This window comes from Nitrospira sp. M1, from assembly GCF_965152605.1.
Window position 1 is genome coordinate 3840430 of record NZ_OZ224217.1, and the last position, 23855, is coordinate 3864284.

At 48.7% G+C, this 23855-nt stretch carries 13 protein-coding genes; 3 read left to right on the top strand and 10 right to left on the bottom strand.

Annotation, left to right across the window (positions count from 1 at the left end; translation table 11 throughout):
* Window positions 1–26 precede the first annotated feature (26 nt).
* Together nhaB and ACWHX8_RS17305 are read right to left on the bottom strand one after the other, a co-directional pair.
* Window positions 27–1607, bottom strand: a complete 1581-nt coding sequence (gene nhaB, locus ACWHX8_RS17300; protein WP_447969381.1) for a sodium/proton antiporter NhaB — start codon at window positions 1605–1607, stop codon at window positions 27–29.
* Window positions 1608–1840: 233 nt separating this feature from the next.
* On the bottom strand, window positions 1841–2416 hold the full coding sequence (locus ACWHX8_RS17305) for a Tll0287-like domain-containing protein (protein WP_447969382.1): 576 nt from the start codon (window positions 2414–2416) through the stop codon (window positions 1841–1843).
* Between the two features lie 1757 nt (window positions 2417–4173).
* Between ACWHX8_RS17305 and ACWHX8_RS17310 the strand changes: the two genes are divergently transcribed.
* A complete protein-coding gene (locus tag ACWHX8_RS17310) occupies window positions 4174–6006 on the top strand; it encodes an ATP-binding protein (RefSeq protein WP_447969383.1) in 1833 nt (610 codons plus the stop codon).
* 1 nt (window position 6007) lies between these two features.
* The gene (locus tag ACWHX8_RS17315) at window positions 6008–7396 is read left to right on the top strand and encodes a sigma-54-dependent transcriptional regulator (RefSeq protein WP_447969384.1); all 1389 of its coding nucleotides are present in this window, start codon (window positions 6008–6010) and stop codon (window positions 7394–7396) included.
* A 106-nt stretch (window positions 7397–7502) separates the two neighbouring features.
* Here ACWHX8_RS17315 and ACWHX8_RS17320 read toward each other — a convergent pair whose 3' ends face one another.
* The 3 genes from ACWHX8_RS17320 to ACWHX8_RS17330 form a co-directional block, all read right to left on the bottom strand.
* Complete coding sequence (locus ACWHX8_RS17320; RefSeq protein WP_447968487.1) at window positions 7503–8792, bottom strand: 4Fe-4S dicluster domain-containing protein; 1290 nt, start codon at window positions 8790–8792, stop codon at window positions 7503–7505.
* A gap of 122 nt (window positions 8793–8914) precedes the next feature.
* Entirely contained in the window at window positions 8915–12352 is a 3438-nt protein-coding gene (locus ACWHX8_RS17325) for a molybdopterin-dependent oxidoreductase (protein WP_447969385.1), read from the bottom strand.
* Between the two features lie 522 nt (window positions 12353–12874).
* Window positions 12875–14446, bottom strand: coding sequence for a sigma-54-dependent Fis family transcriptional regulator (locus tag ACWHX8_RS17330; RefSeq protein WP_447969386.1), 1572 nt, complete (start codon window positions 14444–14446; stop codon window positions 12875–12877).
* Between the two features lie 897 nt (window positions 14447–15343).
* Between ACWHX8_RS17330 and ACWHX8_RS17335 the strand changes: the two genes are divergently transcribed.
* The gene (locus ACWHX8_RS17335) at window positions 15344–15721 is read left to right on the top strand and encodes a hypothetical protein (RefSeq protein WP_447969387.1); all 378 of its coding nucleotides are present in this window, start codon (window positions 15344–15346) and stop codon (window positions 15719–15721) included.
* Between the two features lie 396 nt (window positions 15722–16117).
* On the opposite strand, the gene ACWHX8_RS17340 is transcribed toward ACWHX8_RS17335, so the two are convergent.
* From ACWHX8_RS17340 to ACWHX8_RS17360, 5 genes are all read right to left on the bottom strand, one after another.
* Window positions 16118–17422, bottom strand: coding sequence for an HD-GYP domain-containing protein (locus ACWHX8_RS17340; RefSeq protein ID WP_447969388.1), 1305 nt, complete (start codon window positions 17420–17422; stop codon window positions 16118–16120).
* 38 nt (window positions 17423–17460) lie between these two features.
* Entirely contained in the window at window positions 17461–18063 is a 603-nt protein-coding gene (locus tag ACWHX8_RS17345; protein ID WP_447969389.1) for a pentapeptide repeat-containing protein, read from the bottom strand.
* 582 nt (window positions 18064–18645) lie between these two features.
* The gene (locus ACWHX8_RS17350; protein ID WP_447969390.1) at window positions 18646–19743 is read right to left on the bottom strand and encodes an HD domain-containing phosphohydrolase; all 1098 of its coding nucleotides are present in this window, start codon (window positions 19741–19743) and stop codon (window positions 18646–18648) included.
* A 320-nt stretch (window positions 19744–20063) separates the two neighbouring features.
* A complete protein-coding gene (locus ACWHX8_RS17355) occupies window positions 20064–23243 on the bottom strand; it encodes a response regulator (protein WP_447969391.1) in 3180 nt (1059 codons plus the stop codon).
* Window positions 23240–23743, bottom strand: a complete 504-nt coding sequence (locus ACWHX8_RS17360; protein ID WP_447969392.1) for a YfiR family protein — start codon at window positions 23741–23743, stop codon at window positions 23240–23242. The genes ACWHX8_RS17355 and ACWHX8_RS17360 overlap by 4 nt, the downstream gene beginning before the upstream one ends.
* Window positions 23744–23855: the final 112 nt, after the last annotated feature.

Here is a 23855-nt window from a genome sequence, read left to right on the forward strand (position 1 = left end):
CAATTCCCACATTCAAGAAAGGAGTTTTAATGCCCAGTCGAACTCGGGACGCTCGTTGAGTGGTGACTAATCAGATCGTTCGCATAGTAGGTAGCCGTCACAGAATCTAAAAAGTAATACACGCAGATATACCCAACGATGCTCATAGTAATCGTATACGGCAGGGCCATCCAGACCATTCGCCCATAGGAGAGCCGAACTAACGGGGCAACCCCAGATGTCAATAAGAATAAAAAGGCCGCTTGGCCATTAGGAGTTGCCACACTGGGAATGTTGGTCCCTGTATTGATGGCGACAGCCAACATATCGAATTGATCTCGACTAATCACTCCAGCGGTCAACGCTCGCATGACTTCATTAATATACACCGTCGCGACAAACACATTATCGCTGATCATCGAGAGTAACCCGTTTGCAATGTAAAACATCCCGATTTGGTGTGCACCCTCAAGGCTCAGCCCGTACTGAATAATCCCCCCAAACAAATTCTGCTCTTGAATCACCGCAACGATTGCAAAAAAGACTACCAATAACGCGGTAAAAGGCAGGGCCTCGCGAAAGGCTTCACCTAAATGATGCTCTTCAATAATGCCATTGAATGCCGTGATGAGCACGATAACCGAAAGGCCAATGATCCCAACCTCCGCTAAATGAAAAGCCAAGGCAATCATGAGCCACACTCCGGCGACAGCTTGGACGATCAAACGTGCCGTCTCAACTTTCTTGCGTTTCTTTGTTTGTTCTTCATCAAAGCTCCACAGGATATCTCGTACAGGGTCTGGGAGTTGATACCCGTAATCAAACCACCGAAACTTTTCCAACAACACCGAAGTGAAGAGTCCGACAGCCAAAACCGGCATTGTCACTGGCGACATTCGCACAAAAAATTCCGCGAATTGCCATGAGGCTTTATCTCCTATCAATAAATTTTGAGGTTCTCCAACCAATGTACACACCCCTCCCAAGGCCGTTCCAACAGCTCCATGCATCAGAAGGTTACGTAAAAATCCTCGAAATTGTTCTAAGTGTTCCCTATTCGCTTCGTAGACAATTTCGTCCGTCGTCGCATCATGATCATCATCATATTTTTTCCCAGATGCCACCTTATGATAAATACTATAAAACCCCGTCGACACGGCAATAATCACAGCCGTCACCGTCAACGCATCGAGAAAGGCCGAGAGAAAAGCCGCGGCAAAACAAAATAAAAACGAAAGAAAAATTTTGGACCGAACCCCTAACAAGATTTTTGTAAATGTGAATAGCAGTAACTCCTTCATGAAGTAGATACCTGCCACCATAAAAATCAGAAGAAGGATCACTTGAAAATTATTTAAGGCTTCATGATAGACCGTTGCAGGAGTCGCCATACCAAGGGCGACGGCTTCAATGGCTAACAACCCTCCAGGTTGAAGCGGATAGCTTTTCAACGCCATAGCCAGTGTGAAAATAAACTCAAGAATCAAAATCCAACCTGTTACAAACGGTCCCAAAGTCAGTTGCAGCAGTGGATTGATGAGTAAAAACCCAATAATCACAAATTTATACCAATTTGGAGCGTATCCTAAGAAATTTTGCGCTAAGGCTTGAGATAAATTTTTATTCATATTCCATTTCTCAATTTAGATGGTGTACGCACAGATAGACGTGAAGACACCGATGAGACCAGTGAAGAGAAGTTGCGTTCTAGCTGAGCGGATGACGTTACGACTCACACGGGGCGATAGAAAATGACGATCGAGAACCTGCTCCGTCACTACTCACAGACGAATACGATGTTGAGACCACCCTCTCACATAACGGACTTCATTAGTGTCATGTATTCTTTCATCATGAACATCTACTCAAGCGGAATTTGAATGACAAGTCCGCCCATGACATCATTCAATTTAAAGTCTCGCTTTGGCGCGTCTGTATGGGCATTGTGACATGACACACAGGCACGACTCACAGCTCGATCCGGATAAATAGCCTTAAAATGTCGCCGCCCATCAACCACGACTTCGGTTTCCACAACATCTCCCTTGGTCACAACTCGCTCAAGAGCGGCTTGTTCTTGTGGAGACACCGGAGCATTTTCAGAATTGAGAGGCCAGAGACTCACGAGTCTATAACGAAACGGAGCATCCAGGGCTCGAAGACTTTCCGCAGACTCTCGCAGAAACTGAACTGGCAGGGGAAGACCCTGCTCTTCTCGCCATTTTTCAGATACCGGAACAATCAACATGGCCTCCATTCGTTCAACAACATGCCGCGTATAAAACGTCCGGTCAGCTTCAATCACCGCATGAAGGTAATTCGCGACCGTCCGCGCAGAAATGCTATCATCCGCCTTCATACGTGACCCAACGGTTCCACCCACAATTAAACATAGCAGAGCCAACCCCAAAGAAATCGCTGTCGTCTTACCATTCATTCTTGGTTTACACCCGCAATCGAGATACTAGCAATCAGTCTATCTATAGCGAATCCAAATACGTTCCAGCTGAGGTCAATCAACTATAGCGAATCTCAATTCGGTCCAGTTATAGCCGTTCCAATTTACTTCCGTCTGCACGACGTGTGTTTTGCGCTGTGTACATGATGGACATTCGGTTGGAAGTTATTTGGTTTCGCTATAATGCCTAAAGACTTTCAACGCGGTGTCAAAACCTTCAAGGGTTCGGAAGTTCAGTGAATCGGCTATAGCCCCGCGCGATTACTCACTGCAAGCATGTGGAAGTTATTTGAAACGACTATAGCCATTCTAGCTGAATAAACACGCACTCGCTACTCAACCGGCACTTTAACATCAGAACATCACAACTCATGCGCTTACACACAATGTCATCATGATCATCACTTGAAACTTCAATGAAAATTTCTATTTTGGTGGGGAAGTATTAAGACATTTCAAGATAGCAACCTGCACCTAAGCAGAAACACCATCAATACAATATCACACAAGACGAGCGAGATAAAGAATATTTTGGCTCAGGGACACCTCTAAAAACCAGGATTTTTTCCTGAGTGCAAGGAAGTCGCGCGCGGAACTTGGGCGCCTGTGATCGTTCTCGCGGAAAGGAGAATCCATCCCAACAAAGGAAAGAGGGCAGTCCCGTCTGCCCTCTGGCCCATCGTGCCCAAGGCCACTGCGCTGAGCCTTGGCTACGATAGTGGGATAACCCTCACGACACTGATGACCCCTCCATTGTGTGAGGGGAGCGAGCTCTTACTATTTTGATCGTAGGTAGCCAAGACATGAGGATTAAAGTACGCGGCTGACGCTGCAATCGCGGAAAAGGACGGTTTTTAGTGGTGCGCTCAAATATGTCAGCTCCATTGAACTACGTTCACTTCAACCCGACGTTGTAAATACAACACCTATGACATGTTGATTACAGGTAGCCTTGGCTACGGTTGCTGGACGCAGGCTCCCAATTGCAGCCCTACCTTCGTTCAATGCCCGACTCCTCCTGACATGTTGATTACAGGTAGCCTTGGCTACGATAGCTGGACGCACGCTCCCAATTGCAGCCCTACCTTCGTTCAATGCCCGACACCTCCTGACATGTTGATTACAGGTAGCCTTGGCTACGATAGCTGGACGCAAGCTCCCAATTGCAGCCCTACCTTCGTTCAATGCCCGACACCTCCTGACATGTTGATTACAGGTAGCCTTGGCTACGGTTGCTGGACGCACGCTCCCAATTGCAGCCCCTCCTTCGTTCAAAGCCCGGCTCCTCCTGACATATTGATTACAGGTAGCCTTGGCTACGATAGCTGGACGCAAGCTCCCAATTGCAGCCCTACCTTCGTTCAATGCCCGACTCCTCCTGACATGTTGATTACAGGTAGCCTTGGCTACGGTTGCTGGACGCAGGCTCCCAATTGCAGCCCCACCTTCGTTCAAAGCCCGGCTCCTCCTGACATATTGATTACAGGTAGCCAAGAAACACTGAATTGCTGGGGGTAATGACATAATGCATTCATTTCAATTCATGATCGAATATCGTCCTCTGTCTATCGAGTACTTTAGCGCATAAAATATTTGACACGACTAGGGGGTTAACCTACGATAACCTCGTGAAAATCACTGCCACCATCCTCCGCTCATTCATCAATTTACCTATTGAAAAAAAGCTCTTGCTCGTCTCACTGATTCCGATCGCAACAATCTTCATGCTAAGTATAATGACCTACATTCGTGTGCAAGCCTTTGCAGAAGATGAAGATCGATTAAATCATATCTACCATGTCCAAACGACGGCGGCAGAATTCCTTCGTCTCATCGTCGATCTCGAAACAGGATTCAGGGGATATGTGTTGACGCAAGATCCTAAATTCTTGAAACCCTACCTGGCCGCAAAAAACCGCGTGCTCTTAGTCGGACAATCGCTCGCGCAAATGGTCGAGCACCATACTACCCAACATGCTCATATTCTACATGCTCAAGAAATGGTCCAACAGCTGATGAACGACAAGGATGAGTTCATTGAGGAAGTCAAAAATGAACATTCGCCCGACGCGGTGCATTATGTCGAATCAGGGAAAGGGCTGACATTGATGCTAGGCATACGCGAAATCATCGCGAACTTTGATCGACAGGAGTTCAACGAACTCCAACATACGCTTTCACGCACATCCAGAGATCGGTCATTTTTATTAGGAGTCATTATTGGCGGCGGGTCCTTAGCATTACTCCCTATGGTGTTTGTCCTCAGGCTCCTTGCCCGGTCCATTGCAGGCCCACTATCGGCCCTAGCCAAAACTGTGGAAAACCGAACGGAAGAAACGATTCCGGAAGTAACGGTCCTCAATCGTGAAGATGAAATCGGTAACTTAACACGAGTCATGAGTACAATGAGCCAGCAACTTCGAGATCATGTGGGACGCATCAAACGTTCTGAAGCTGAACTTCGAACACTCAATCATAACCTCTCCACATCGGAATCAAAGTATCGAGGCATTGTGGACAACGCGCCCTTTGGGATTTTTACGGCCACTGGCGATAACATTATTTTCTGTAATCGCCATAATTGGATTCTTGCAGGCTATGACCCAGACATCGATTTACAACCTGAAGCCATGTGGGACGCCGTCCACCCTGATGACCGCGACCAGGTCCTTCAATCTTTTGTGGAATCGACACGTCAACATCAAGCATTTGAACAGATCTTTCGGTTCCTCCATCATGACGGTGCGGTTCGAAAGATTTTAAGCCGTGCCGTGCCGATAGAAAACCAAGGAAAGACGGACATGCTGTATCAAGGATTCAACGTCGACATCACGGCATTAGAACAGTTACGAGAAAAACTCAGCCGCTCCGAACGGCTGGCAACTTTAGGTCAGGTCGCCGCCGGCATCGCCCATGAAATTCGAAATCCGTTAGTCGGTATCGGGTCAACAGCCTCTCTATTGCTCGAAGAATTGGATCATGATGACCATAAAGTTCCAGATTTAAAAACCATTCTGAACGAAACACGGCGGCTGGACCGGATTGTGAATCAAATTGTCGATTATGCACGGCCTCGTACACTCGTCTGGGTGTCGTTTTCCTTACAGGAATTGGCACACGAGACGTTGTCCTTACTGAACAACCCTCTCCAACATAAACACATTCATGTCGCCTGGAACATTGAAGATCAGAATGAGCCTGTGTGGGCAGATCGGGATCAAATCAAACAGGTCTTACTGAATATTTTCCAGAATGCCATCGAAGCAATGAGCAATAACGGTACACTCACAATTTCTGCAAAAAAAGAAAAACGCGCAGGAGAGCCCGGGATTTGCTTATCAATAGCTGACAATGGGAAAGGCATTACGCCGGCAGACTTAGCACATATTTTTGAACCGTTTTTTACAACAGGGAAACTTCGAGGAACCGGATTAGGGCTCGCCATCTGCAAGAATATTCTTGAAGGTCATGGAGGTGAAATCCATGCGCAAAGCGAACTCCAGTGCGGGACTGTCATGTCAGTGTGGTTACCCTTCTCTCATCACCCACAAACCTCTATGGTGTCATAACATGCGTGCAACAATATTCGTGACCGATGACGATGAAGTCGTTCGTTCATCGATTACTCGACGATTAGCTCGACAACAACATCTGATCCGCAGTTTTAATTCCGGTGAAGCCTTATTGGAAGCATTAGACCACGACACGCCAGATATTATTCTGCTCGATTTGAAGATGTCTGGCTTAACAGGAATTCAGACACTCCAGCAAGCAAAGGGAAAAGCGCCGGAAGCCTTATTCATCCTCTTAACTGCCTATGGAACGGTTGAAGATGCCGTTGCCGCGATGAAGCTCGGGGCCTACGATTTCCTCATCAAGAGCGTAGACCTTGAAAGCGTCAATCCCGTCGTCAGTCGAGCCCTTGAATATCTTGAATTACGACGTCGAATGCATTTTGAGGTAAAGAATGTTGCGGGACGCTTCGCACTCAATAATTTGATTGCGGAAAGCCCGAGCATGCAAGGCCTGGTCGCGCAAATACAAGAAATGACACAAAATCATAAAACCACAGTCTTATTGAATGGAGAGACTGGCACCGGAAAAGAGTTTATCGCCCGCGTCCTTCATCATAATGGCCCACGTAGCGATAAACCATTCGTTGGGGTCAATTGCACCGCAATACCGGAAGAACTCTTTGAGAGTGAATTATTCGGACACGAACGAGGAGCCTTTACAGGTGCCAACCAACGAAAACCAGGACTGTGCGAACAAGCTGAAGGCGGCACATTATTCCTTGATGAAATCGGAGACATGAACATTGGAATGCAAGCAAAACTACTTCGTGTCATTCAAGAACGTTCGCTCAAACGATTAGGTGGACGGGATGACATTGACGTGGACTTTCGCTTAATTGCCGCCACCAACCACGATCTCCGGAAAGAAGTGGCCTTAGGAAATTTCCGTGAAGACCTGTTCTTCAGACTCAACGTTGTCTCATTGGAATTACCACCGCTTCGTCAGCGCGTTGAAGATATTATGCCACTGAGTTTTCGGGCACTGGCCCATCACGCAAAAGACATTGGAAAAGAAATTGTTGACATTGACCAGGAAGCTCGAATCCTATTAGAAGATTATGACTATCCAGGAAATATCCGGGAGTTGGAAAATGTCATTGAACGCGCCGTCATTTTTTGCAAAGAAAAATTCTTAACTATACATGACTTCCCAAAAGAACTACATGAATCAACTCATAAAACAGCAACCGCACACACACGGGCAGATAAACAACTAGTTAAAATTGAAATGGCCATTGGAGAACACACATTAGCCGACATTGAATCAGCGATTATCGATGAAGTCATGCGATTATCTGAAGCCAATAAAAGCCTTGCAGCCAAACACCTCGGCATCACACGATTTGCACTCGACCGTCGATTAAAAAAGACCCTTGATAATTAATTCTCTTCACTCATCCATAATAATTTTTTGAATAGGATAAATAAAAAGGCCGGGAGGAAAATCCTCCCGGCCTTTTTGGACACTCAAGGGCTGTCGTCAGAACGACTTACAGCCAGTTGATCCGTTCCGCCGGACGGACATAGATGGGCTCTTCCACCTGCTGCCGCACCGCCTCTTTGCCCGACTTGTTAAAGCCCAACACGGTATCGTTATACATCTCAAACTTCTTCCCGTGAATCTGGGTCTCAAACACTTTCGGACCAGGGATCACATCATACCGGAACAGAATCTGCTGGCTCGCCCGCCACAACTGCAGCACCGCCAACAACTCCCGACTCGGCACCAGATACTTCTCAATCGCGTTATCCACGCCCGGCCCAAACATCTGCCGCGTATACCCCCGCGGCGCTTGCCGGGGCGGAATGTAGTACCCATTCGGCTCCGTCCCCCATTGCGGGTACAACGGCAACGCCACCTGCTCCACCCGGATCGTGTAGTACAACGGGTTCCAGCGGTCTTCCGCCCATAACCCATCTTCCCCCACCTTCACCAGGCTCTGCAAGCGAATCTTCCCCACACACGCCGACATACACCGCGTTTCCATCGGCTCGCCCCCCGTTAACGGGTCCTTGCCTTCCACTCGGGGATAACAGGCAATACACTTCTCCGTCACCCGCGTCGTCCCCCGATACATCGGCTTCTTAAACGGGCACTGCTCCACACACTTCTTGTACCCTCGGCATCGGTTCTGGTCGATCAACACAATCCCATCTTCCGGCCGCTTGTAGATCGCCTTCCGCGGGCACGCCGCCAAACACCCTGGATACGTACAGTGGTTACAGATCCGTTGCAGATAGAAGAAGTACGTCTCATGCTCCGGCAAACTACTCCCACTCATCTTCCACGGCTCTTCTTTCGTGAACCCCGTCTTATCGACGCCTTCGACCAGCGCCCGCATCGACGTCGCCGTATCTTCATAGATATTCACAAACCGCCACTCTTGGTCCGTGGGGATATACCCGATCGCCGCTTGCCCGATCTTCGCCCCCGCGTCAAAAATCGTCATCCCTTCGAACACCCCGTACGGCGCATGGTGCTTCCGCCCCACCCGCACGTTCCAGACCTGCCCCCCGGGATTGACTTGCTCAATCAACTGCGTGATCTTCACGTCGTAGAACTGCGGATACCCCCCATAGGGCTTCGTCTCCACGTTGTTCCACCACATGTACTCCTGCCCCTTCGAGAACAACCACGTCGACTTATCCGCCATCGAACACGTCTGACAGGCTAAGCACCGGTTGATATTGAACACAAATGCAAACTGCCATTTCGGATGCCGCTCTTCATACGGATACAGCATCTTCCGGCCTAATTGCCAATTATACACCTCTGGCATGATTTCCTCCGTTTCGTCTGGTTATACCACCATACAATAATAGTCGATTGTCACATGAGGCCCGTGGCTCCTGGGGGGCCCGACGCCACGCTGTGGGCGTCGTGGCTCCCCAGCAAGCCGGGTTACACTTTGATCTTAATATGGTCACCCTTGAGCCATTTAATCATGAACTCATTTTCCTGACCCGGCGTAAACCCGGTCCGGACCGGCTCCCATGGCCCACGTCCGCCGATGCCGCCGTCTTCTGCTTTCGTAATCCGCATCAGACATTCTTTCGGCGTCGTATTGACCGCATGGTGATCAATCTCAAAGCCCCATTTGAACTTCCACTTGTTCGCACTCTTGCCGGGCAACGAGTCCGTTTGATGCATCGGCATCAACCAACTCCGCGTAAACGACTGCTGCGCCCCATACCGGAAGTTCGATTGATACCCCGTATCCATGGCAATCGCGCGCCCATCCGGCCGCGTCTCATGCCCTTTCACCGACTTGGCCGTCGACACAAACGGCGCATGCTTAGCCATCGTCACGTGATACGGGAACGCCGGGTTATACTTCGCCCGAATCATCAACCGCGCCACCTTGTAGTACGGGTCACTGGGCTTCCAGCCCCGATACGGTCGATCCACCGGGTTCCCATCGACGTAGACATAGTCCCCGTCATTGATCCCCCGATCTTTCGCCGCCGCCGGGTTAATGTGCAACTGATGCTCCCCGACCCCCGGCGTCCGTTTATCCATCCGGTACGCATCGCCGAAGTTCGACTCATACATCTGCACCCAGTCGTTCACCGACCACTGACTGTGCACCCGATGCCGCGTCTTGGGCGTCACACAATAGAACTGATACCCTTTCTCCCATAACGGATTCGAGTACCGTTTGATTTCCTGCCACGGCAGCTTGATATTCCGCACCGTCTTATCGTCGTGATGCTGCGCGGTGATCGGAATCCCGTAGTCATCTGGCCGAATGTACGGATTCGACGACATAATGGCATTCGGCAGATACGGCGTCGCTTCCGTCCCTTCCCGATGCACAATGAAGTTTTCCCCGTACTCAATGGCTTCCGGCTCCACCCGATAGGTCTCCAACCGTCCACTGCGCGTCCAATGCGGCTTGCTCTCGTTCGTCTCTTCCCAGAACGGATGGCGCGGATAGGTCCGACACATCACCATCCAGCCCTTCTCGCTCTTGAGCATCGTATCGATGTTATACCCGTACGACGTCGTCCCGGCATCCATGAGCCGTTGCGCATACACATCCACCCGGTTCTCATAGACGAACTTGAAGTAATCCCGGAACCGTCCATCGCCCGTCATCTGCGTGAGCTTCGCGGCCACCCCGGCCACGGTATCCAAGTCATTCCGCGTGTCATAGAGCGGCCGAATGCCCCCCTTCCACACTTGATACCAAGGATTCGACACCGTCGCCGTCATTTCCGGATAGGTAAACTCCATCCAGGTATTGACCGCAAACGAGACGTCCGCATGATTGACGTCCGAGGTCATCTCCACTTCTTGATGCACAATGGTTTCAATGTGGGAGTCCACATTCTTGACCATGTCATAGTGATGCTTGGAGTTGTTCAACACGTTGACGTTGGCCACCCACCGGAATTTACTCGGCGTCGGCATATGCGTCTTCCCGGTAAACACCCGACGGCCATACTTCGGCGTATTCACGATCAACGCCGTATCCCCGTGGTTCCAATAGCCCACTTCTTCGCCATAGTAGTAGGAGCGCGTGATGATTTCCTTCCCATGCGCATTGGCATCCGTCGTGATATTGAACGGATCTTCTCCGGTATGCACTGACAACCCACCACCGGACCATGGCGTGGCCGCCCACACCCCGGCCTTATAGTTCCCCGACCAGGTATGACAGCCTGACCCAAACTTCCCGATATTCCCCGTCACAATCAGGTTAAAGGCCGCCGCTCGCCCGTTTTGCGTCATATGGAAGTAGTGACACACCCCTTCCCCGTTATGAATCGCCGCCGGTTTAATCGTCCCGACATCCCGGCCCCACCGCACGATGAGGTCCTTCGGCGACCGACAGATCTGATGCACCGTATCCAAGTCGTAATCCTGTAAATGCGCTTGATACATCTGGAAGATCGGCATCACATCCACTTCCCGGCCATTCAAGAGCTTCACCCGGAACGTCCCCATCAAGGCCGGGTCAATCCCGCTTTGCTTAAAGTGCCAGCCCACCAATTCCCGATGAATCGGCACCGCTTGCTCTTTGTTCAAGTCCCACACCATCAGCCCGCCTAAGCGCGCCACATACTGCGGATTCAACGTTTGGACTTTGCCGGAATAGGAGTTCGAGAAGTCCGGAAGCTTGTAATCTTTGACGCACTCCCGCGGATCCAGATACTGCAAGGTATCCGTCCGCACCAACAGCGGCATATCCGTAAAGGTTTTACAGAAATCATGATCGTACATGTTTTCATCCAGCAGGATCTTGGCCGCCCCTAAGAAGAACGACGCATCCGATTCCGGCCGAATGGGAATCCAGTAGTCCGCCCGATACGCCGTCGGGTTATATTCCGGCGTGATCACCACCACCCGGGCCCCCCGCTCTATGCTCTCGAGCTTCCAGTGGGCTTCCGGCATCTTGTTTTCCACAAAGTTCTTGCCCCAACTGGTGTTCATCTTCGAAAACCGCATGTCGTTCAAGTCTTCATCCGAGTTCTGCGTCCCGTTCCACCAGGGTTGGGAAGGATCTTGATCCCCGTGCCAGGTATAGTTGTTCCAATACCGGCCACCTTGCGCTTGATGCGGCTTGACCTTCCGGATATAGGTATCGAGTAAGGCCCCACAGCCCCCGTTCATCCGGGTCACGCCCATTTTTCCAATGATGCCCAATACCGGCATTCCGGCTCGGAACTTCATGGTCCGTACGCCTGACCCCTTCATCATCTCGATCTGCTCGGGGGCATAGCCCTGCTCACGCAAGCGGCGGGCTCCGGACTCCCCACTATACCGATTGGCGATAATCACCATGGCCTTGGACAAGTAGGTAAACGCTGTATCCCAGGACACCCGCAGCATGTCATCGAGATAGCGCGCATTGAACTTATACTTACTACGCACATCCGGCGTGAATTCCGGACTGCCGTCATCCATCCATTGCTTCCAGCCGCGACGGACCAAGGGGCCTTTCAACCGATAGGGTCCATACACCCGGCGATGCATCGTATAGCCCTTCAAGCACATGCGCGGATTATGCGCAAACGTCCCCCGATTGCCGTAGAGATCTTCATACGTTTGATGGTCGTAGTTCTGCTCCACCCGCATCACGATCCCGTTGCGCACAAAGGCCCGAATCCGACACGCATGCGTATCGTTCGGCGAACAACACCACGTAAACGAGGAATCATAGCGATATTGGTCGTGATACACCCGCTCCCACGACCGGTCGGGATACTCGCCCAGGGGGTTGCCCACTTCAATGACCGGTTGCAAGGCTGTTAAGGCTAACGCCTTATCCGCCAACGCCACCGCGGCCACCGTGCCCGCTGAGACTTTTAAAAATTGCCGTCTAGATAAAAACATGAAAATACCTCCTTAGAAACAACAATGATAAGAGTTTGAATGGCTGGCATTCCAAAATCTGCAGGGTTTGGCCCTGCCCCAGTGCTGTCACCTCCTTTTTGAAGACACCCAATTTAGCTCTACGCTCGTTCATAACCTTCTGAGACCTATCAGTTTCATCATTTTAGACTTCTCAGATGATTAAGCAATTGATATACCTCATGAAGTGTAAAGTTATGGTGACCTTGAAATTTCATGAAAATCCACAAAAATAAGATAATTTTTCAATGCATGACAGATAGTCTAAAAAAATGCCGCCAACTAAGCATTGAAATATCGCGTAAATAAAATTCACACATTGAAATATCAATGAAATATTGTTCATAGAAACAATGAAATTACGTACATTCAGTTAGTTGAATAACAGTTATTTTTATGAGATGTTACCGAATCAAGCCAAAACCTGCGCGCCCATAGAGCGCAAGCCAAGACATAGATTGTAGAACAAGAGTGGGGAATTTCTGGAAGAGAAAACGAGAGGCGCTATTTCTTAGACTGACGCTGAATCCCTAGTTTTTTCAGGCGACTTCTAAATGTACTCGAGTTGAGCCCAACCAACTTAGCCGCTCCACGCTCACCATCGATACGCCAGCTAGATTGTTCCAAGGCTTCAAGAATTTTACTTTTTTCGACTTCTCGAAGAGTATGACCGCTTTGAAAAGAAGCGACTGGAGCAACAGGGGACTCAAGGGAACAAAAATGACTGTCATCAACATCCAGAGATGATGACTCTGAAAGAATCGCGGCTCGCTGAATGACATTTTGCAGCTCTCGCACATTTCCAGGCCAAGAGTATTGCATGAGCCGCTCTAGAGAATCATGATGGATTTCGGTACACGATAAATTGAACTTCGCACAGATACGCTCCAGAAAGTACTGCGCAAGGAGAGGAATATCAGTTGGCCGATCTCGCAGTGGTGGAAGGACAATAGGAAAGCCATGAAGTCGGTAAAACAGGTCAACTCGAAATCGACCTTCAGAAATAGCACCCTTGAGATCAGAGTTTGTTGCGGCAACGATTCGTACGTCGACAGGAATCGATTCCTTGCCACCAACCCGGTCAACCTTTCCATCCTCTAATACGCGCAATAACTTGGCCTGCGCACTTGGCGGCATTTCCCCAATTTCATCAAGAAACAGTGTTCCACCATTGGCCAACTCAAACCGTCCAAGCTTCAGCTCATCTGCACCGGTAAATGCACCCTTTTCATGCCCAAACAATTCGCTTTCAACAAGCCCAGACGGCAGGCCAGCACAATTTATCGCAATAAAAGGTCTATGGCAACGAGGACTTAAATTGTGAACATAGCGCGCCAACAGCTCTTTCCCTGTCCCGGTTTCCCCTGTAATCAATACACTGGAATCGGTATGCGCAACAACTTGAGCGAGACTTTGAACTTTCTTTAATGCCTTACTCTGGCCAATCATTCCCCCTGTAGATTCATATCGTTCCTTGACTACCTGAACAGACTGCGAACCCTCACTCCGTCGATCCCCATCAAATCCATCAAGCTGCTCATGGGCCAATTCATTACTGACCAAAAGACCGAGAATTGTGGCAATCTGACTCAGGAAATCGATTTCTTCCGCACTGGATTCACCAGCCTCTACACAGCCAAGATTAAACGTCCCTAAACACTTATCTCCCACGAGCAATGGGAGGGACACCATGCGAGCAAGACCTTCCTTGCAATAGGTGTAATCCTCTATAAATGACTGATTGTTCTGAATGTTCTCCCTAATAAGCAGTTCTCTGTTTTCATGAACCCAACCAATGCCGCTTCCCTTGCGATGAATAAGACAATCCGCTCGCAACAATGGTTCGACGAATTTACTCTCAACCGCATAGAATTGAAAAGAGTCGAGCTCTGAGAGAAACAGAGTAATCTCGGCCTTATCCCAAGGCACAACACCATCGATGTGGGCCACAATAGCTTTCAAACAACTCTCAAGATCCAAACGAAGACTAAGGATTTTGGTAATTTTTGATAATGCCTGATAGTAAGCCTGCGTCATAGATGTATCGCAATATTGTGATTCTTGTAAATTAAGCATTTTCCTAGGACTCCTTACTAACAACTATATCTGCCCAAAAGCGCTATTCTGCTATAGAAGTTCTAAGCAAATCAGAGACCATTCTCAGAAATCTCACAAAAAATCCTTCGACAGGCTTATAATCTTCATATCTAGCAGGACAAATACCCTTACTTTTAGCTTAATTTACAGTCCTATCGAATGTTCCTTTACTTATGTAGATAAAGTAAAACAACTATAAAATCACACGTTTTTTTGAATGAGTGAACATACATTCTGAAATAAAAAACACTTCCGAGCATTTCCGAACAGATGTAAGCGTGCAGAGGCGCAACAACGTGATATGCAGAGCCATGGTCCTTGAAATTTCAAGGTATGGCACATAAAAACGATGAAATATCACGGAACGTAAAATGCTGGAGCCAAGCGACTTCATAATCCCATCTCACGACGAACGTTCTGCTGACAACTCTACGAATCCACATCACTTCTAGCCGAATTCACATCATTTACGCAGTGCAAAAACGCACTTTCTACTAACAGAAGTGTGCAAGGACGGCATGAGAAGGAAACAGTAGAACGCAGCGAGTTCACTTATGCACCTATAGTGAATCCAAATAAATTCCAGCTGAAGTCAACCAACGAACCCCGCGCGATTACTCACTTCAAGCATGCGGAAGTTATTTGAAACGGCTATAGCCGACTCAGCTATCACGACATGGAAGTTGATGATAGACAATAAATTCGTCGTTTACTACAGTATGCTGTCCAAGTACGCTTTCTTTAATGCAAATTAGCTATAGCCGTTCCAATTTACTTCCGTCTATACGACGTGTGTTTTTGCGCTGTGTACATGATGTACATTCGGTTGGAAGTTATTTGGTTTCGCTATAGCCCCATAGCCACCTGGACTCGAGAATGAATATCTACCAACTCTCAGGCCTTGATGAACGGGAACGAGGCTTCACACGGCAAGTAGAATGTACCTATGAAAAAGAGGAGTACCGTGCCCTCCTTCGATATGAGCGCGTCCTCGTCAAAGAGCATTCGGCAACAAACGAATCTTCAGCCATTCATAATGTCATTACGACTCTTCAAAAAAAAGGCTACACACAATTGCGGTCGCAGTTAATCTTTCGTGGGGAAACCTATCTAGGGAGTCAAGAATTATGGGTGGATTATCCTGATCCAGAATCTGTTGACGTACAGAAGCCGTCTATACTCACACAACTTCGTCAGTGGCTGAAGAGGAAAAAACCTTCGAAGTCGGAGAGTAATTCGCTGGGTCCATGTTAATGGAAGACAATTCTGCGCCGTTCGGCTATAGCCATTTCAGTTATGCCGAATCCGTTACACGTCGACCAACTGAATGCTGATTGACCCTTCGTTCTCGTGAACCGTCAATGGTCTGCAGATCATCCAGGCGGGCATAACCTTCCTTACGTTCAGGCGGTACAGTGCGGAGTTCACCGTATTGTCCTGGTTGGAAGTTATTTGGTTTCGCTATAGAGTCGCACATCAACAACGTTGGAGATCTCTCGGCTGGAACACATCGTCAAGTCGGCAATGAAAAACGATATTTCAAAAATTCTATTCGCAAGAAGACAGATAGGGGAAGGGATCAACAAGCAATCGCCGGAGGGGAGCCATCACATCCAAAATGAAGCCCAGGAACGTTCTTCACACCACATATTACTCAACAAGAGCTTGCATCTCAGGCGATTCAGCTGTGGAAGGGTAGTACGAGATAATGCGTCGAGGATTAAGGTAGTCACGAATTTCCGGGGATAACTCACGAGGTCGAATGGCTTCTTTGATAGAAATATCCTCTAAACGCGCAAGATCCAAAATCATGGCTTCTTCTTTTGGGATATCGGGGGAATACACCATGATGATCGGTCGAAGCCGCGCTTCCATATTCACGCTAGTAACCAGCCCCATCGACCCGTTTGTCAATACCACCAACGAACCGGGAGGGTAGACACCAAGCTGACGAATCAAGGTCACGACCGCATCTCCCCACAACCCCCCCCGCTCCTTTGTATACAAAACAGAAAGGGCTTCCGAAGGCGTAAGACTCATCGACGCGATTGGATGATTACACAGCTCATCATACGCATCAGCCACCATCACAATTTTGGCATACTGCGTAATCCCCGCCTCCTTGAGCCCTGACGGATACCCCGACCCATTCAACCGCTCGTGATGCTGCAAGACAATATCGAGACATTCGTGGGGAACGGTAGGAAAGGCCGTCAATGTCTCCTTGCCATACCGAGGATGCTTTTTCAAGACGGCTTTGGTATCGGCTGAGGTCGATCGAGATTTTTTCAATAACATTTCAGCAGAATACTTCAATTCACCAATGTCATGCAGGAGTGCGCCCATCGCAATCTTTTCAATTTCATGTCGCTTGAGACCAAGGTCGCGGGCAATCACAATGGACAGAGTGCACACATTGAGTGAATGCAGCAAAAATTCTTCTCCGGTTTCATTTGAGCCCATCAAATTCATAAGGGCACGGGAAGAATCGTTACTCACCAAAATATCATTAAGCGACCCAATCATTTTTTTGGCCGTGATCAACCCACGAGAAGAGCCAGCGCTGAGGTCTTGCAACATCACTTTTCCTTCACGCAAAACCTCTCGGTAATCTTGCTCAACCTTTCGGAGATGTTCTTGATAGACTCGATAGTCATCCTGCAACTCAATTTTCTGTTGCACAAGCTCTTCGTGCATGGCCATATCCGATTCCGATGTCTCGGCCTCGGCACCAATGCCAGACTGATCCCCCTCTTGATCATCACTCCCTTCCGAATCAGATTTATCAGGATCGTAGAGCAATTTGACTTTTGTGAGTCCACACAGCGTCGCCAATTCTCTTCGGCACGTGACTTTAAACGTATTCGTCGGAAATGGATGACTAAACCACGATCCTTCGATTTTTATATACAAACCAATCCGCAGGTCGTTTGCTGTAATTTCTTCAAAAGCCATGTTGAAAGACTCCGAGATTGATTAGGTAAGCGGATTGGCTATTGACCATAACGACTCCCCGTTTTACCAAATCCATAGAATCCAATATCATGTTTCACATTTGTCCGATCGAGATTCGCCCCTCGCAATTCAATACCCGTAAGATCGGCGCGCTGCAGGTCAGCATCAGTTAAATTTGCTTCCCCACAGTCGGCATCCCGCAAGTCGGCACACTGAAACTGCGCCTCGACCATATTTGACTTTCTAAAGTCGGTCGCTCGCAGGTCAGTATATTGAAAATTCACCTCATGACAATCAGCCCCCATGAAGCAAGCTAAAATACATATGGCATGTGAACAATCAGCCTGCACTAAACAGGCGTTCGTTAAATTCGCGCCAATCAAATGCGCACCTTCACAGTTCGCTCCACAAAGATTGGCTCCCACCATATTCGCTCCAAACAAATAGGTTTCTCGTAAATTGGCATCACGAAAATCCACACCCTGCAAATTGCTTCCGGTCAAATTCATCTGTCGAAGATCCACACCTTGAAGGTCGGCTCCAGTGAGATCCGGACGAAGAGAGGGGTTCTCTTCTCTCCAGATATTCCAATTGGAGCTCCCGCCCTTCAAAAGATTGTGTAGATGGAGAGGGTTTGCCATGATACATCCTTCCTACCGGTCGTCGTTACCTGGCCTCATCACACAAACTATAGAGAGGGGGCTGCTGCCATTGCTCTATCAGTTGCTACGCTATCGTACGTCGAGATACCGAGACCTCCTAGAAGTCAATTGAAATCCTTATTGGCATTTTCGGTTATTCATAACAGATTATTAAGAGAATTTTATGGTTATGTGAAAATTACCCTTCACCGTTGTCACTCACCTATCGAACCGAAGGATTTGGCATACGCCAACGTGAAGACATGGCGTCTCCGATGAAAGGGTAGTTTTTGATAAAGCTTTCAATAGTGGTGAGGAACAATATTTTCCGAACATACCTCGATGGAGATCAGACTCCTTGGCCTTGAGAACCACCGATAGACAGTCATGATGGTACGCCTTACAGTTCAAGCATCGGATCAACACACATCACAGCAACACATCATCGTTCGTCACACTTCATGTCTTCGCCACAAAAATCCATGCTCGACGCAACTCATTCTGGGACGGAAAAGGCTTCGAGAAGATGAAACGACTGGCAAGGCGACAAGATCAATAAAGTCAGGCTACACGGAGTCAGCATTAGCCTTCGTTGTACACTGGAATAGGCTCGCGCGCTCTCACGTCAACATATGTTCGTTGCACTTCAAGCATCAGCGGAAGCATATCTTCAAACAATTCAACTAAGTTCGGATCAAGGTGCGTGCCTGCTAACTCACGAATATGTTCAGTCGCTCGTTCAATCGCCCAAGCTTCTTTATAAGGACGTTCAGAAGTCAGGGCATCGAAAATATCACAAATAGCACAAATCCTCCCAGGTAAAGGGATATCATCACCCGAAAGCTTATTCGGATACCCTGACCCATCCCACTTTTCATGATGTGTGAGCGCGATCATCTCTGCCATTTGCAACAACGGAGAGTCACTGCCTGAAAGTAACTCTGCTCCGATCAGCGTATGCCGACGCATGACGTGCCATTCATCAGGGCTCAATTGATCCGGCTTTAACAAAATGTCATCGGGTATGCCAATCTTGCCAATATCATGCATCGGCATCGCCTGTTGAATCAGCTTGCAATCCTCTTCTGACATCCCGACCGCTTGAGCCAAGATTGCCGCGTAATGACTCATGCGTACGATATGAGCCCCAGTATCGTTGTCTCGGTACTCAGCGGCGCGACCTAAACGATGAATCACTTCCCGTTGCGTTTCTTCCAACGCTTTGGTCCTCATCGACACCGTGTCTTCCAATGTTTCCAAGTGCTGGGTATTTTCTCGATGCAAGAGACTCGTTTCTAATAAGTTACGAATCCGCATAAGCACTTCCACTTTGTCAAACGGTTTATTCAGAAAGTCCTTGGCTCCCGATTCAAGCGCACGCAACCGTGTGCCACGATCTTCTTCCGACGTTAAGACAAGAATGGGTAAATACGATCGTTTATTAATAATTTTCAACTGCCCCATAACTTGAAAGCCATCGACTTCTGGCATACGAATATCCAGGCAAATCAAATCTGGATTGAGTTCCCGATAGAGCTTCACAACATCGCTGGATTCCGTCGTACTATGAACATTGGTATAACCGGCCGCCTGAAGAATATTTTCCAAGAGCATGATATTGGTCATCTGATCATCCACAAGCAGAATCGCCGCTTTTTGACATTGATGTTGAGAAATCATCGGACTCACCTACCATTATTTATTGGCTGAGGAATGAAAATGAATAAGACCCCAAACGCTGAACGTGGGCATCTCAAAATCAAACTGACGGCACACAATACGTACTGTTTCGGTCAATTCTCTGCGAACTTTATCCATCGCCCACATTCCACGGAATCTCTCTTGCTCTACGATAGTCATAAAACATGAACGATGATTCACCATTCACCCATAACGTCAAGCTTCTGGCCCTGCATTTCCCAAACTGTGTAAAAAAAAAGGAGACAAACGGCTTGGCCAACTCACATGTCCAACCAGCATCGCCCACGCTCACGTATGGTTCAGAAATGAGATGAGGGGCGCTGTATCTCCAAGAAGGCACGGTCGAGATTCTCAAGTTCGGACTTGAGCGCTACCACGTCCTCTTTGGCCGCTTCGATGCTATTGGCCTGACATCGCCGTTCAAGACCCACTGCAATTTCAGCAAGCCGATGGGCGCCCATATTTCGAGAGATGCCTTTCAAGCCATGCGCAGCCTCTGCTAATGCACTCGCATTTCCCTGTTCCACTGCTTGTTCGACTTGCATCACACAGGCCATGGCATCCTCCGCAAACTGCTGAACCATTTGGGCCACAAACGCATCGCCTCCCATGCTCCGATATTCGTCCAACACAGAAAGATCGAGAGACGCCATATATGATGTGTGATGCGCCTCGGAATCCGTTTGATCACACGCTGCCAGTTCTCCTTCTGCACTCTTCATCGTCGATTCCTCACATGCTTCGGCAGGCAATTCTGCAAGAAGACCAACCGGATCATTGTCCGTCACATGGTCCTCCCGCTTCACAGGTACTGAGTCATGCGGAATCGCTGACATGGGGCCTGAGGTATCTTGAGTCAACCGTGCGACATCATCCGCCTCAGACGTCACTGTAGTGACTCCTCCCTCCAGTCCACCCTGTGTGTGCTCCGACGACTCATCGTCATGTTCTGGAAGCCACCTCTTGACCATGTCCCCCAATTGCTGAGGGGACACGGGTTTCGTAATATAATCATCCATTCCTGCAGACAAACATGCTTCTCGATCACCCTGCATCGCATTGGCCGTCATCGCGACAATCGGCACGCGACGTGTGCCCTGTATCTCGTCGCTTGTTGCTCGCCTCTCGTCTTGCGCTTCACGCTTCACAGTTAACGCTTCACAGCGTCGAATTTCTTTCGTGGCTTCATACCCGTCCATTTCAGGCATATGACAATCCATCAGGACAAGGCTGTATGAGATACGACTACAGGCTTCCACAGCTTCCATGCCATTGGCCACCACATCCGCACGATATCCCAAGCGTTCGAGCATTAACACGGCTAATTCCTGATTCACGCGATGATCATCGGCGACAAGAATACGTTCGTCTTTACGCCATTGAGGGGTCTTGGAGTTCGGACCGATAGCGACAGCCTGAGATGTTGTAACAGAAGCGTCGTCCTCTCCACTCACGAGCATGGTTAATCCTTCAAAAAGCTGATGTTTTCGAATGGGTTTGGTGAGATAGGCTCCAAACCCAACCTCCCGTGCATTTGCGCCATCGCCCCGCTCTCCTACTGACGTTAGCAACATCAATTTAAGATCAGACAATTGAGAATCGTCCTTAATCAAACGAGCCAGAGCAAAACCATCCATCTCCGGCATATGACCGTCCACAATACACACGTCAAACGACTTCCCCTGGGTTACGGCCCCTTGCAGCATCGACAACCCCTCGGCAGGAGTCGATGCCACGGCACAATCCATCCCCCAATCCTGCGCATAACGCATCAGCAGGTACCGATTCGTACTATTGTCATCCACGCAACACACCCGAATGCCTTCAAGCGTCTTCCTGGGAACGACCGCAGGTTGTCCGACTTGTTTTTCTAAGCGAAGCGTAAACCAGAAAACACTCCCCTCGCCGACACGACTCGTGACACCAATCTCTCCCTCCATCAGTTCGACTAATTGCTTACAAATGGCAAGACCCAGTCCTGTGCCACCATACTTTCGAGTCGTCGAACTGTCGGCTTGACTAAACGATTGAAACAATTTGCTCTGTGCCTCAGGCTTGATCCCGACTCCTGTATCGGAGACATGAACACGAATGACCACATGTTCATTCGTTTCATCTTCACGGAGCACCTGCACACCAACCTCGCCCGTTTCGGTAAACTTAATGGCATTGCCAACTAAATTGAGCAGAATTTGCCGGATACGACCGGGATCACCGCGCACCCCCGTCGTCACATCCTCAAACACCAAACCCGTCAATTCCAATCCCTTGCTGGCAGCACGTTCCGCCATTAACTCCAGACTTTCTTCGAGAGCTGTCTGTAAGTCAAAGGCAATCACTTCCAGCTCTAACTTCCCGGCTTCGATTTTCGAGAAATCCAGAATATCGTTAATAATCGTCAACAGTGCGTCAGATGAATTCCTCACGGTCTCCGCATAATATCGCTGATGATGCGAGAGTTCCGTTTCAAGTAACAGCCCGGTCATCCCAATGACGCCATTCATCGGAGTCCGGATTTCATGGCTCATCGTGGCCAGAAATTCCGACTTGGCCCGAGCGGCATCCAGAGCCTGGTCCTGAGATGCGGAAAGTTGCAGATTTTTGACCTCAAGATCGAGTGCCGTTTCTCGTAACCGCCCTTGAATTCGTTCCCGCTCCTGATTTTCCATCAATAAGCGATCATTGGCCTGAGACAACTCTTCAGTTCGGTGGGATACCAACACTTCCAGTTGCTCTTGATGTTGCGCTAATTGTCTGTCACGTTCTTGAATCTGACTCAACATGCTATTAAATCCATCAATGAGCGTTCCCACCTCGTCATCGGTATGCCGCTGCACACGTAAGGAATAATCTTTCTGTGCTGAAATTCGACGAGAAACCTTTGTAAGTTCAAACAGCGGATCGGAAATCATCCGTTGAATTCTGGTTGACAACAAAAACGAGACAAGCCCGGAAACGACAAACACCAGGAGGGTTATTCCAATAATTTCTTGCAATCGTGTCCCGAGCACACTGAGACTGAGCCGAAGATAGATATTCCCCAGTCGTTCGCCATTGAGCGTAATATCTCGAATAATCGACACAGAATTCAAAGAAAGTTTACTGCTCTGCATTCCCGCTGCCTTCAAGGTCAGCGACCCATGGCCTCCCAGATCGTACTGCGCCAACACCGATCCATCTCGTTCAAAAATGATGGCTTGTGTAATATCGGGATGAAAACGGAGGCCCCCTAATATTTCCTCAGCCGCATCGGGGTCGTGAAAGGCCAATGCCGCGGTACTATTGGACCCAAGTACATTGGCATGGATTGCCAACTCCCGAACCGACGCCTGCCGCAATAGGTACAAATCATTCAGAATCAAAATTCCATACGACGAAAGCAACGCGATACCCGTTGTCGCCAACATCATAAAAAGAAGCTTGAACTTCAGAGACGCCTTGTCAAAGCGTTTGCGTATGATATGAATGGGGCCCTTCATTTTGATTCGGCAATCCTTGCAAGACGAAGTAACTTCGAGCTTAAGTGAATGTGCTTCCGTTCCAGGGCATCGGGATTGACGGCAAAACGAATATGGTTTTCAACACGATAAAACTGGATCATCCCACCCTCTTCAAGAAAATTATCCGCCTCACCCACGGTCAATGCCTGACTGCGTTGCAGAACTTTCCGAACATCCGGCTGCGCGACATCAATCTGACGATTCATAAACAAGACGTGACACTGCTCACCCTCGAATGCCGAGACACGAGGGTGAATGATAAATTGACGCGCATGCAGGGCTTTCCCCATGAACGCCCTGGCCAAGTACTCAGTAAACGGATCATCTCCATACACACAGATACGAATGTCCATGTCGGGATTAGAAAATGCGTGTTCCGGCCATTCAGTGAATTGCACAAAGTGATACAGAAATGCCGCTTTCACCTGATATTCCCTTGGGGAATCCGCAAAGGCATTGCGAGGAAACTCGACACACACGAGGACTCCAACAAGCAATACCCCACACAAGAAATTGAAAAATCTTGGAGACCAAAAATTCAGAGTTATTGTTTCACATCGGGAGTTCATCTATATGGCATTCATGATTCCT

What these genes read in the sequence shown, in the direction of transcription:
- ACWHX8_RS17305 (WP_447969382.1), bottom strand. Translation starts at nt 2,416, where the DNA reads ATGAATGGTAAGACGACAGCGATTTCTTTGGGGTTGGCTCTGCTATGT.
- ACWHX8_RS17315 (WP_447969384.1), top strand. Translation starts at nt 6,008, where the DNA reads ATGCGTGCAACAATATTCGTGACCGATGACGATGAAGTCGTTCGTTCA.
- ACWHX8_RS17330 (WP_447969386.1), bottom strand. Translation starts at nt 14,446, where the DNA reads ATGCTTAATTTACAAGAATCACAATATTGCGATACATCTATGACGCAG.
- ACWHX8_RS17355 (WP_447969391.1), bottom strand. Translation starts at nt 23,243, where the DNA reads ATGAAGGGCCCCATTCATATCATACGCAAACGCTTTGACAAGGCGTCT.
- nhaB (WP_447969381.1), bottom strand. Translation starts at nt 1,607, where the DNA reads ATGAATAAAAATTTATCTCAAGCCTTAGCGCAAAATTTCTTAGGATAC.
- ACWHX8_RS17310 (WP_447969383.1), top strand. Translation starts at nt 4,174, where the DNA reads ATGACCTACATTCGTGTGCAAGCCTTTGCAGAAGATGAAGATCGATTA.
- ACWHX8_RS17350 (WP_447969390.1), bottom strand. Translation starts at nt 19,743, where the DNA reads ATGATTTCTCAACATCAATGTCAAAAAGCGGCGATTCTGCTTGTGGAT.
- ACWHX8_RS17325 (WP_447969385.1), bottom strand. Translation starts at nt 12,352, where the DNA reads ATGTTTTTATCTAGACGGCAATTTTTAAAAGTCTCAGCGGGCACGGTG.
- ACWHX8_RS17320 (WP_447968487.1), bottom strand. Translation starts at nt 8,792, where the DNA reads ATGCCAGAGGTGTATAATTGGCAATTAGGCCGGAAGATGCTGTATCCG.
- ACWHX8_RS17340 (WP_447969388.1), bottom strand. Translation starts at nt 17,422, where the DNA reads ATGGCTTTTGAAGAAATTACAGCAAACGACCTGCGGATTGGTTTGTAT.
- ACWHX8_RS17345 (WP_447969389.1), bottom strand. Translation starts at nt 18,063, where the DNA reads ATGGCAAACCCTCTCCATCTACACAATCTTTTGAAGGGCGGGAGCTCC.
- ACWHX8_RS17335 (WP_447969387.1), top strand. Translation starts at nt 15,344, where the DNA reads ATGAATATCTACCAACTCTCAGGCCTTGATGAACGGGAACGAGGCTTC.